The organism is Nevskia sp., from assembly GCF_023266035.1.
Classification (GTDB): domain Bacteria; phylum Pseudomonadota; class Gammaproteobacteria; order Nevskiales; family Nevskiaceae; genus Nevskia.
This window is the reverse complement of record NZ_JAHFRY010000149.1, coordinates 1-10,939: the sequence shown is the minus strand read 5'-3', so window position 1 is coordinate 10,939 and position 10,939 is coordinate 1. Positions and strand designations below refer to the sequence as shown.

The 10,939-nt window shown below is 64.8% G+C and carries 10 protein-coding genes and 1 tRNA gene; 8 read left to right on the top strand and 3 right to left on the bottom strand.

Translation table 11 applies throughout. From position 1 onward, the window contains the following. From Q0D45_RS18595 to lptE, 3 genes are all read left to right on the top strand, one after another. The coding region (locus tag Q0D45_RS18595; RefSeq protein WP_293396352.1) for a hypothetical protein at nt 1-200 on the top strand (200 nt) is incomplete at its 5' end. Nucleotides 201-296: 96 nt separating this feature from the next. Continuing rightward, nucleotides 297-2,885, top strand: a complete 2,589-nt coding sequence (leuS, locus tag Q0D45_RS18590) for a leucine--tRNA ligase (RefSeq protein WP_293396349.1) — start codon at nt 297-299, stop codon at nt 2,883-2,885. 112 nt (nt 2,886-2,997) lie between these two features. Then, nucleotides 2,998-3,639 (top strand): LPS assembly lipoprotein LptE, encoded by a 642-nt coding sequence (lptE, locus tag Q0D45_RS18585; RefSeq protein WP_293396346.1) that lies wholly within the window; start codon nt 2,998-3,000, stop codon nt 3,637-3,639. On the opposite strand, the gene Q0D45_RS18580 is transcribed toward lptE, so the two are convergent. Then, nucleotides 3,587-4,825 carry a (Fe-S)-binding protein gene (locus tag Q0D45_RS18580; protein ID WP_293396343.1) on the bottom strand — a complete coding sequence of 413 codons (1,239 nt, stop codon included), beginning with the start codon at nt 4,823-4,825 and terminating at the stop codon, nt 3,587-3,589. The genes lptE and Q0D45_RS18580 overlap by 53 nt on opposite strands. A gap of 84 nt (nt 4,826-4,909) precedes the next feature. Here Q0D45_RS18580 and Q0D45_RS18575 point away from each other — a divergent pair, with 84 nt between their 5' ends. Together Q0D45_RS18575 and Q0D45_RS18570 are read left to right on the top strand one after the other, a co-directional pair. Beyond that, a complete protein-coding gene (locus tag Q0D45_RS18575; RefSeq protein ID WP_293396340.1) occupies nt 4,910-5,788 on the top strand; it encodes a YdiY family protein in 879 nt (292 codons plus the stop codon). A gap of 8 nt (nt 5,789-5,796) precedes the next feature. Next, a complete protein-coding gene (locus tag Q0D45_RS18570) occupies nt 5,797-6,126 on the top strand; it encodes an NAD(P)H-dependent oxidoreductase subunit E (RefSeq protein WP_293396337.1) in 330 nt (109 codons plus the stop codon). Here the strand turns inward: Q0D45_RS18570 and mltF are convergent. Then, complete coding sequence (gene mltF, locus Q0D45_RS18565) at nt 6,077-7,558, bottom strand: membrane-bound lytic murein transglycosylase MltF (RefSeq protein ID WP_293396334.1); 1,482 nt, start codon at nt 7,556-7,558, stop codon at nt 6,077-6,079. The genes Q0D45_RS18570 and mltF overlap by 50 nt on opposite strands. Before the next feature lie 234 nt (nt 7,559-7,792). Between mltF and Q0D45_RS18560 the strand changes: the two genes are divergently transcribed. Next, nucleotides 7,793-7,880: transfer RNA gene (locus tag Q0D45_RS18560), tRNA-Ser, on the top strand. A gap of 324 nt (nt 7,881-8,204) precedes the next feature. On the opposite strand, the gene Q0D45_RS18555 is transcribed toward Q0D45_RS18560, so the two are convergent. Further along, nucleotides 8,205-9,113, bottom strand: coding sequence for a polyprenyl synthetase family protein (locus Q0D45_RS18555; protein ID WP_293396332.1), 909 nt, complete (start codon nt 9,111-9,113; stop codon nt 8,205-8,207). 145 nt (nt 9,114-9,258) lie between these two features. Here Q0D45_RS18555 and Q0D45_RS18550 point away from each other — a divergent pair, with 145 nt between their 5' ends. Then, complete coding sequence (locus Q0D45_RS18550) at nt 9,259-9,825, top strand: adenine phosphoribosyltransferase (protein ID WP_293396329.1); 567 nt, start codon at nt 9,259-9,261, stop codon at nt 9,823-9,825. A 232-nt stretch (nt 9,826-10,057) separates the two neighbouring features. Then, a partial coding sequence (locus Q0D45_RS18545) for a squalene/phytoene synthase family protein (protein WP_293396327.1) occupies nt 10,058-10,939 on the top strand: 882 nt, incomplete at its 3' end.

Here is a 10,939-nt window from a genome sequence, read left to right as displayed (position 1 = left end):
GCCAAGCTGGGGAGCAATGCCTGTGCCATGCGGGAAGGCAGGAAAAATCCTTTTCGGATGAAGGTCTTCTGAAAATCGCGGTCATCGGAAACCTGACGCGGCCGACGATTTTCCGTCCAGCAGTGACAAAAACCGTCAGCTTCAGGCGCGCCTCCCGGCCGGGAGAGCCCGGCAGCCGGCTCGAGCGGACCGCGCTGTAAACTACGCGACCTTTTGCATGCACAGCGGCGATGTGCCCGGCCCGCGACTGCTGCATCGAATCTCCCGAAGCCTCAACGAAGCCCCCTGACGCCCGCATGAAGCCTGATTACAGCCCCGTCGAAGTCGAAGCCCTAGCGCAGTCCTACTGGGCCGAGAACCTGTGCTTCAAGGCGGTCGAGAAACCGGGCGCTGACAAGTTCTACTGCCTGTCGATGTTCCCGTACCCGTCCGGCAAGCTGCACATGGGCCACGTGCGCAATTACACGATCGGCGATGTGATCAGCCGCTATCAGCGGATGAAGGGCAAGAATGTGCTGCAGCCGATCGGCTTCGACGCGTTCGGCCTGCCGGCCGAGAACGCGGCGATCAAGAACAAGGTGCCGCCGGCCGAGTGGACCTACTCGAACATCGACACCATGTGCGGCCAGCTGAAACAGCTCGGCATCGGCTACGACTGGGACCGCAAGCTCGCCACCTGCGAGCCGGAGTACTACCGCTGGCAGCAATGGTTCTTCACCGAGCTGCTGAAGCGCGGCCTGATCTATCGCCGCAATTCGCGCGTCAACTGGGACCCGGTCGATCAGACCGTGCTCGCTAACGAGCAGGTCATCGACGGCCGGGGCTGGCGCAGCGGCGCGATCGTCGAACAGCGCGAGATTCCGCAGTGGTTCCTGAAGATCACCGCCTACGCTGACGAACTGCTCGAGGAAGTGAAGCAGCTCGAACACTGGCCGGAAGCGGTGCGGACCATGCAGTCGAACTGGATCGGCCGCTCGGAAGGTCTGGAGATCGATTTCACAGTCGCTGATCGTGCTGAGAAGCTGACTGTCTTCACCACGCGGCCCGACACGCTGTACGGCGTCACCTTCGTCAGCGTTGCCGCCCAGCATCCGCTGGCGCTGGAAGCGGCTGCGCGGGATGCGACGGTTGCTGCCTTCGTCGAGGAAGCCAGCCGTGGCGATGTCACCGAAGCGGCGATGGAAACGATGGAGAAGCGCGGAGTGGCGCTCGGCATCGACGTCATCCATCCGCTGACTGGCGATCGCATTCCGGTCTACGCCGCCAATTTCGTGCTGATGAGCTACGGCTCCGGCGCGGTGATGGCAGTGCCCGGCCATGACCAGCGCGATTGGGAATTCGCGACCAAGTACGGCCTGCCGATCAGGGCCGTGATCGCCGCTGCGGCCGAAGGCCTGGCGCCGGATCTGTCCGAAGGTGCGTTCACCGAGAAAGCATTCACGATCAACTCCGCCGAGTTCAGCGGCCTGGCATTCAAGGATGCCTTCGACGGCATCGCCGCCAAGCTCGAAGCGCAGAACGCCGGGCGTCGTCGCGTCAACTATCGTCTGCGCGACTGGGGCGTCTCGCGGCAGCGCTACTGGGGTTGCCCGATCCCGATCATCTACTGCGAGGATTGCGATGCGGTGCCGGTACCGGCCGATCAGCTGCCGGTGCGTCTGCCGGAAGATCTGGTGCCGGATGGTCGTGGCAATCCGCTGCTGCGGCTGCCGGAATTCGTCAACGTGGCCTGCCCGCAATGCGGCAAGCCGGCACGGCGCGAGACCGACACCTTCGACACTTTTGTCGATTCCAGCTGGTACTACGCCCGCTTCGCCAGCGCCGGCTGCGAGACCGGCATGGTCGACGAGCGCGCGGCGTACTGGCTGCCGGTCGATCAGTACATCGGCGGCATCGAGCACGCGATCCTGCATCTGCTCTACGCACGCTTCTTCTCGAAGCTGATGCGCGACTGCGGTCTGCCGGCGGTCGCCGAGCCGTTCAAGCGCCTGCTGACTCAGGGCATGGTGCTGGCCGAAGGTTATTACCGCACCACCGAATCCGGCGGCCGCGAGTGGATCGCGCCGAAGGATGTCGAAGTCGAGCGTGATGCCAAGGGTTCGGCGATCGGCGCGAAGCTGAAGAGCACCGGTGAAGCCGTGGTCGCCAGCGGCCTCGGCACCATGTCGAAATCGAAGAACAACGGTGTCGATCCGGCGGCGATCATCGAATCGCACGGTGCCGATGCGGTGCGCCTGTTCATGATGTTCACCGCGCCGCCCGAGCAGACGCTGGAATGGAGCGATGCCGGTATCGACGGCGCCGCGCGCTTCCTGAAGCGGGTCTGGAAGCTGGTGTCCGATCACGTCGCACTCGGCGCGGTGGACGCACTCGATCGTGCCGCACTCAACGAGGTCCAGAAGGATCTGCGCCGCAAGCTGCACGATCAGCTTGCCAAGATCAGCGACGACTTCGGCCGCCGCTACAACTTCAACACGGCCGTCGCCGCCTGCATGGAATTGGTCAACGCCCTGGCGAAGTTCGACGACCGCAGCCCGCAGGGTCGCGCGGTGTTGAACGAGGCGCTTGATGCGCTGAGCCGCGTGCTGTCGCCGATCGTGCCGCACTTCTCGCACGCGCTGTGGACGGCACTCGGCCACGCCACGCCGGTGATCGACGCCGAATGGCCGGAGCCGGAAGCCGAGGCGCGGCTGTCCGATCAGATCAAGCTGGTGGTGCAGGTCAACGGCAAGCTGCGCGGCCAGATCAGCGTGCCGGCCGGCAGCAGCCAGGACGCGATCATTGCCGTGGCGCTGGCTGACGAGCAGGTGCAGCGGTTCCTGGTCGGCGCCACGATCAGGAAGCAGGTTGTCGTCCCCGGTAAGTTGGTCAATTTCGTCATATGAGCACTTCACGATCCGTCCATGGAGCTGAGCCCGGCCAGGCCATCCACGGCCTGGCGTTCGCCGTTTCCGGCTCACCCCGGCAAGCTCGTCAATTTCGTGGTGTGATTCCGTCATGAACCGCATCCATCGCTTGCTGATTGGTTTTGCCGCCACGGGACTGCTAGCTGCCTGCGGCTTCCATCCCGTCGGCAGCCGACCAATGCCGCCGTCGCTGCAGTCCGTCTTTGTCGAGCTGGTCGATCCTTACCGCGTCACCACGCCGCCGGTCGAGGAAGCGCTGAAGGCGCGCATCGCCCGTGGCGGCGGTGTGGTCAAGTCGAAGGCTGACGAAGCGGAGACGGTGCTCCGGCTCAGTGATCTGCGCGAAGCCCAGGAAGTACTGTCGATCGACAACGATGGCCGCGCGATCGAATACCGCCTGTTGACCCGTGTGACCTTCGAGATGCGCAAGGTCGTCGATGGCAAGGCGGAAATATTGATCGCGCCCGAGATGCAGACGGTATCGCGCGATTACAGCTTCAGCGCCCAGCAGATTCTCGCCAAGGAAGCGGAAGAAGCGCGCCTGCGCCGCTACATTCAGGATGAGCTGGCCGAGCGTGTGCTGCTGAGAGTCGAAGCCCGGCTGTCGGCGATCGATCCCGGTCTGGCGCATCCAGCCGAAGCCGGCAAGCCGGCGCCGCATGCTGCGCAGCAGCCCGTGCTCAAGCCCGACATCGTGCCAGCAGACGCAGCGGATGCAGCAGTTCCGGGCTAGTCCCGGCCTGCTCCCCGGCGCGGCGCAAGCCCGCCGCGAGGTGCAATGAGCAGCCGATGTTGCTGCTGACGATCACATCCGGCTGCAGCCTTGCCGCCGCTGCCAGCTTCGGCGCCAGCAGCGCGTCCGCTTGTTCCGGATGGCTGATGAAATGGCTGCCGGCAGCGCCGCAGCAGGCGGACGTGGCATCGAGCTCGACGATCTCCAGTTCCGGAATGCGCGCCAGCAGCGTGCGCAGCGCGTCGCCGCGGCGGATCACATTGCGCTGCGTGCAGGGTTCGTGGATCGCGACCTTCAGGCGCGTTGGCTTGAAGCGCAGTGGCTCGCCGTGCTCGAGCAGGAAGGCGACCGGATCGCGCAGCCGTTTTGCGAACGCCTTGCCGCCATCCGCTGCGAGGCGCGGATAGTCGAGCAGGGTTGCGGCGCAGCCGGTGGCCAGCGGCAGGATCGGCTGATCACGCGGGCTGAAGGCGGCGATGTTGCGCGCGGCCAGTTGTTCCGCCATCGCCGGCCGGCCGGCATGCTGGTCGATCGCGCCGCAGCAGGTCTGGGCGGCGACGAAATCGGCTGCGTAGCCGCAGTCGGCAAGCAGTTGCGCCAGATCGTCGGCCACGGCGCGCTCGGCGATGTCGCCGATGCAGCCGATGAACACGCCGACGCTGCCACGGGGCCTGGCCACCGTCGGCGCTCGCGGCGCGCGCAAGCGTTCGATGCGCGGCATCGTCGATTCCAGTCGCGCGAATTGGCCATGGCCGAGCAGATGAAAGCGGCGCAGGAAACCTTGCACGCCGCTGGCCGCGTACAGCCACAGCAGCGTCGCCAGCAGGCGGCGCGGTGGGCGGCGGCTGAGCACCGCACTGAGCAGGTGTGTCAGCCGCAAACGCGCCGGCCGCACGGCCGCCAGCTGGGCTCGGCCGGCGTCGATCAGCTCGCCGTAGGGCACCGAGGCCGGGCAGACTCGTTCGCAGGCGCGGCAGCCGAGACAGCCGTCCAGGTGGCGTTCGAGGCTCGATGACGGGACAATGCGGCCAGTCGCGAGGCCCTGCATGAGCATGATTCGTCCGCGCGGTGAATCGGCCTCATGGCCCGCCTGCTGGTAAGTCGGGCAGTGCGGCAGACACAGGCCGCACTTGACGCAGAGATCGGCGGCGGCCAGCGGAAACGGATGGAATTCGGGCGGCGGCATGGCGCGAACGCTAGCACGCCGATCTGTTCATCGATGCGCGCCTTGCAGGGCTTCCTTTCATTTACCAATCGAGATTTTCGCCTGATGCCTGAACTCCATTTCCCCCGCCCATTGTTGTTGGCGATGCTGCCGGTCATGTTGCTCGGGCCGCTGACGCCAGTGTTGGCCAAGGACGCAGCGAAGCTGGCAGCCCAAGACGGAACCAGCAGCATCCCGCCGCTGCTCGAGCCGGAGACCGAGCCCGCCGCATCGGCTGAAGTTGCGGCAGAGCCTGCACCCGCGCCTGCCGAGCCACCGAAGCCGGAGCCGACGCCGTGGCTTGGTGAGCTGGCGGTCGGCCTGGTCAATGCCAGCGGCAATACCAGCACCCGTTCGATCAATCTCCGATCGGCGCTGGAATACCGGGCTGGGCACTGGGGCAATCGCCTGACCGCACTGGCCTTCAGCGGCAGCCGCGATGGGGTCAGCACCGACGAGCGCTACTCGGTGGCCAACAAGACCGACTACCAGTTCGGTCAGCTCGACTATCTGTTCGGCAATCTCGCCTACGACAACGATCGCTTCGCCGGTATCGCCGAACGCTATGCGGCCACGGTTGGTTATGGCCGGCATGTGCTGCGCAACAAGCGGCACAAGCTCGATATCGAAATCGGTGTCGGTGCCAACCGCACGCGCGATCAGGACGCGATCTACGAGACCGCCGCGATCGGCACGCTGGGCGGCAAGTACACCTGGACGATTTCGCCGAATGCCGAATTCACCCAGACCTTGCGAACGGAAGGCGGCGTCACCAACGTCTATGTCAACCCGATCACGGCGTTGAAGCTGACCATCGTCGGCAACCTGTTCGCGACTTTCAATCACGAAATTCGCTACAACACGGAAGTGCCGTCCGAGACTCGGCATCTCGACCAGATCACCACCATCAATCTCGGTTATTCCTTCGGTACGCCTCCGGCCTGAGTCCCGTCATGAGCGATCCCACCGTCCCTGCCCCGTACTTCAAGCACCACGTCTTCTTCTGCTGCAACCAGCGCAAGGATGGCCGTGAGTCCTGCGAAGACCACGGCGCCAACGAGCTGCGCGACTACTGCAAGAACCGGGTGAAGAAGGCGGCGCTGACCGGCGTCGGCCGCGCCCGGGTCAACCAGGCGGGCTGTCTCGATCGCTGCGAGCTGGGGCCGGTGATGGTGGTCTACCCGGAAGGTGTCTGGTACCGCTACAAGAACAAGGCCGACATCGACGAAATCGTCAGCGAGCACCTGGCTCAGGGTCGGATTGTGGATCGATTGCGGATTTGACCGCAGCGGCCTGGGCCTCGGCGCTCGGCGCAATGCTGAGGCTGCAGGTCATCCACATCAGCACGTCGTAGTAGCTGCGGACATTGCTGACGAAGCGCACCGCTTCGCCGCCACGCGCATAGCCGTGCTTGGTCTGCGCGTAATACTTTTCCTGTGACAGGCGGCGCAGGCCTTCGAGCACATCAGGCCAGCGATCGGGATTCTTGCCGGCCTTCTGGGCCAGCACCCGGGCATCGAGCAGATGACCCATGCCCTGGTTGTACGCAGCCAGTGCCATCCAGGTGCGATCCGGCTCGGCGATCGACTGTGGCAACTGGCGCTGCAGCAGCTGCAGATAGCGAGCGCCGCCCTGAATGCTCTGCTTCGGATCCTCGCGATCCCGCACTTTCAGGTGAGCGGCGGTATCGAGCGTCAGCATCATGATGCCGCGCACACCGGTGGAACTGACCGCATCCTCGTTCCACTTCGACTCCTGATAGCCGATCGCCGCCAGCGTCCGCCAGTCCAGGCCGTAGCGTTCGGCGGCATCCTCGAAGTGCTGCTGATACTTCGGCAGCAAGGCTTTCACATCGGTGACGAAGCGGACCACGCCGAGGTATTCATCGTTTTCCAGCTCGCCGAAATGACGATCGCGAATCCGCGCCAGTTCGCTGGCCGGCAGCTGCTTGAGATAGTCCTGTATCGCATTGAACAGCGAGGCATCGCCGCCGATCGGCAGCGCCCAGGCAAGATCTTCCTGGCCGCCGGAGATGTCGAAAGCCACCCGCAGCCTGGGCGCATAGCGGCGATTGATCGCCACCAGATCGGAATTGGCGACCGTGTAGCTGAGTTCGCCATCGGACACCCGGCTCAGCAGATCGTTGGCGCCAGCATCCGTTACTTCGAGCCATTGCAACTTCGGATAGCGGCTGGCGCGCAATTGGGTCAGGCGCTCGGCCATCGAGCTGCCAGCCGGCACTGCCAGTTGACCTTCGAGGTCACCGGGATCGCGCGGCTTCCGGTCATCGGCGCGATAGATCAGTTGCAGGTGCACGCTCTGCACCGGCTGCGTGAAGCGCACCTGCGTGGCGCGCGCCGCCGTCACGTTGATGCCACCGGCGGCGATATCGACCTTGCCGCCGGCCACGTAGTCGAGTATCTGGGCGCTGTTGGCCAGATACGTCAATTCCAGCTTCACGCCGAGATGTTCAGCGAAGCCGCGCAGCAGATCGCACTCGTAACCGGTAGGGCCGGCTGGGCCGTCATAACAGGTGGTGGGGCTGTTGACGGTCGCGACCCGCAGGCGGCCATCGCCGAGCACCCGTTCCAGGCTGTCAGGCTTCGGCGAACAGGTGATGAGCGCCGACAACAAGCCGGCAGTCAGCAGCGCCCGCAGCGAAAACGCCCGGCTCGGCCACACGGTCATCGTCGAACGGCTCTGCTCGTCATTCATTCCTCGTCGCGCCGTTTCTCGAACCATCCATGGCTCGGCGGCGCTGTCTTGATCGCGTGATGCTCGGTGTCCTGTCGACCTGGAAACGGCCTGTCTGCGCAGCAGCCGTCTCGACCATTCGACAGCAACAGAAATTTCTCCGCTGCGCGCGCCGAGTTGGTAGAATAGTCGGGCTGCAGCAACAAAGCCCGCTCCCGGAATCGACCCTCCGGCGCACAGGCGCTGAAGCACCCCGGAGAGGTGGCGGAGTGGTCGAACGTACCTGATTCGAAATCAGGCGTACCTCACGGTACCGTGGGTTCGAATCCCACCCTCTCCGCCACACAAACAAAAAACCCGACTAAACGTCGGGTTTTTTGTTTGTGCGAAGCGAGCGCAGAGAGTGGGATTCGAAGCGGCGATAGCCGCCGGGGGTTCGATCAAGGGCGGGAGAGTTGGTGCGGTGGCGTGGCCCGACCCGACTAAATGTCGGGTTTTTTGTTTGTGCGACGGAAAAGCCGAGGGTGGGATTCGAAGCCGCGCAGCGGCCGGGGGTTCAATCAAGGACGAGAGAGTTGGCGGCCTTGGGTCGTGGGATTCGCGGCGGCGAAGCCGCCAAGAATCCTGCTGTTGCTGTTGCCGTTGGACCGTTCGCGCACCCAGCCAGCTAGTGATTCCGCCCCTCAATCTCCAAAGCCAACCACTGCAGCCCCTCAGCCTGCTCGCCCAGCCCCGCGACCGCCGCCCGCGCATCGGCAAATGTCTGCTCGGCCAGCGCCTTGGCCGCATCGAAGCCAAGCAGCGCTGGATAAGTCGACTTCTCCTGCGCCACGTCTTTGCCGGCGGTCTTGCCGAGCTGTTCGGTGGACTGGGTGATGTCGAGCACGTCGTCCTGGATCTGGTAGGCCAGGCCGAGTCGGCGGCCATAGCTCGTCAGCGCTTCGACCACGTCCGCCGACGGCGCAGCCAGCGCCAACGGCATCTGCAGGCAGCTCAGGATCAGCGCACCGGTCTTGCGCGCGTGCAGTGACTTCAGCCGTTCCAGCGGGATGCGCTGGCCTTCCGATTCGATGTCGACCGCCTGGCCACCGACCATGCCGAGCGAGCCGGAGGCATGCGCCAGTGCCTTGATCACGCCGAGCAGGCGGCGCGCGGCTTCGCCATCGGCCGGAATACTGTGAGTCAGCGTTTCGAATGCCAGCGTCTGCAGGGCATCTCCGACCAGCACGCCCATCGCATCGTCCCAGACCTTGTGCACGGTGGGCTGGCCACGGCGCAGGTCGTCGTCGTCCATCGCTGGCAGATCGTCGTGAACCAGTGAGTAGGCGTGGATCAATTCGACGGCGACGGCTGGCGCGTCGAGCTGATCGGCCGGCAGGCCCAGCGCTTCGCCAGCGGCGTAGACCAGCAGCGCGCGCAGACGTTTGCCGCCGTTGCAGGTGTAGCGCATGGCTTCGTGCAGCTGCGCCGGGTCGGTGGCCAGCGGCGGCAGTGCAGCATCGAGAGCGCGATCGAAACGGCTGCGGTAGGCGGCGATGCGCGCCGAGAAAGAAGGCAATGCTGCGACGGAATTCAAGGCAGGCGGCTCACGGCGGCAATGGTGGCAGGGCGGATTTCGGGCTGAAAGCTCTGGCGGAAGCTGCCAAACTGTTGCATTGCGATAAGCCTGAGGCCGCGCAGTTTGAACCGAACGGCCCGAACCGGACAAGACGATAACGAACATGACGTCCATTGCTGCCACCGCCCAGCCGGCTGATCGGGAAGCTGTCGAATCACTATTGAGAGCGCTGATCCGCGATGTGGCGGATTTCCCGAAGCCGGGCGTCGGCTTCAAGGACATCACGCCGCTGCTCGAAGATGTCGCCGGTTTTCGTGCCTGCATTGCGGCGCTCGCGGCCCGCATTGCCGAGCACCAGCCGGACGCGTTGATCGCGATCGAATCGCGTGGTTTCATTTTCGGCGCGCCGCTGGCGACCTTGATCGGTCTGCCGCTGATCGTGGTCCGCAAGCCGGGCAAGCTGCCGCGGCGGACCGAATCGGTGGCTTACCAGCTCGAATACGGCGAAGACCGGCTCGAAGTACACGCCGATGCCATCGTTGCCGGCCGTCGCTATGTGATCGTCGATGACGTGCTGGCTACCGGCGGCACGGCGGCGGCGGTGGTCTCGCTGGTCACCCGGCTCGGCGGCGTGCTGGCCGCCTGCGCGTTCCCGATCGAGCTGGCGTTTCTCGATGGCCGTGGCCGTCTGCCGGGTGTGCCGGTTGACAGTCTTGTGATCTACCGGTGATTAAGATCTTCGGCCGTGACCCGGATGCTCCGTTTTGGAGCGTCGCGACGCCGTTACAGACAAGATTGATACAATGCAGGCCTGAAAACGCTGGCGAGCATGTCCTTTATCCGTCGTTCCACGCCGTGACTCACCACATGATCCGCTCGATTCGGCCCAGAAATCTGTACTGGCAGCCGACTTCAAAGCCTGCGATCCCGTCCCGCCAGCCGGCAACCGTATCGAATCCTTGATGACGATCGAGCAATCCACCACGGACGCCCTGCTGATCGCGGCCGCGTTCCAGGCGCACATCCTGCCGGGCGTGTCCCGCACCTTTGCGCTGACCATTCCGCAGCTTCCGCAACCGCTCGGTGGCGTGGTCGCCAACGCCTACCTGCTGTGCCGGATCGCCGACACCATCGAGGACGAGCCGGCGCTGAACCCGGACGACAAGGTGCGGCTGACGGAAGCGTTCGCCGATCTGGTCGGCGGCCGTGGCTCGGTGGCGGCCTTCGTCGACGAGTTGTTGCCGAAGCTGTCGTCGGCAACGCTGGCGACCGAGATGGAGCTGGTCAAGAACACTCAGGCCGTGCTGAACATGACCTACAGCTTCGAGCCCGGCCCGCGTGCCGCGATCGAACGCTGCCTGCGCATCATGTGTCGCGGCATGCACCGCTTCCAGCAGCAGGCCGGGCCTGATGGCCTGCGCGATCTGAACGAGCTGGGCCGCTACTGCTACTACGTTGCCGGTGTCGTCGGTGAAATGCTGTCCGACCTGTTCTGCGCGTTCTCCGCCGATACCGCCAAGCGTCGCGGCGATCTGTCGCGCTATGCCGTGGCCTTCGGTCAGGGCCTGCAGATGACCAACATCCTCAAGGACATCTGGGAAGACCGCGCCCGCGGCGTCAGCTGGATGCCGCGCCATGAATTCGCCCAGCACGGCGTGGTCATGATCGAGGTCGATCCGGCGAAGCAGGGCGAAGCGGTGCAGCGCGCGCTGCATGAACTGGTCGCTGTCACCCATGCCCAGCTCGCCTATGCGCTGGAATTCACGCTGGCAATTGCCCCTGGCGATACCGGCATCCGCAAGTTCTGCGCGTGGAACATCGGCATGGCGCTGCTGACGCTGCGC

Excerpts from the sequence above, each read along its gene's own strand:
- Q0D45_RS18580 (WP_293396343.1), bottom strand. The coding sequence starts at position 4,825 with ATGCCGCCGCCCGAATTCCATCCGTTTCCGCTGGCCGCCGCCGATCTC.
- mltF (WP_293396334.1), bottom strand. The coding sequence starts at position 7,558 with ATGAATGACGAGCAGAGCCGTTCGACGATGACCGTGTGGCCGAGCCGG.
- Q0D45_RS18550 (WP_293396329.1), top strand. The coding sequence starts at position 9,259 with ATGACGTCCATTGCTGCCACCGCCCAGCCGGCTGATCGGGAAGCTGTC.
- leuS (WP_293396349.1), top strand. The coding sequence starts at position 297 with ATGAAGCCTGATTACAGCCCCGTCGAAGTCGAAGCCCTAGCGCAGTCC.
- lptE (WP_293396346.1), top strand. The coding sequence starts at position 2,998 with ATGAACCGCATCCATCGCTTGCTGATTGGTTTTGCCGCCACGGGACTG.
- Q0D45_RS18575 (WP_293396340.1), top strand. The coding sequence starts at position 4,910 with ATGCCTGAACTCCATTTCCCCCGCCCATTGTTGTTGGCGATGCTGCCG.
- Q0D45_RS18570 (WP_293396337.1), top strand. The coding sequence starts at position 5,797 with ATGAGCGATCCCACCGTCCCTGCCCCGTACTTCAAGCACCACGTCTTC.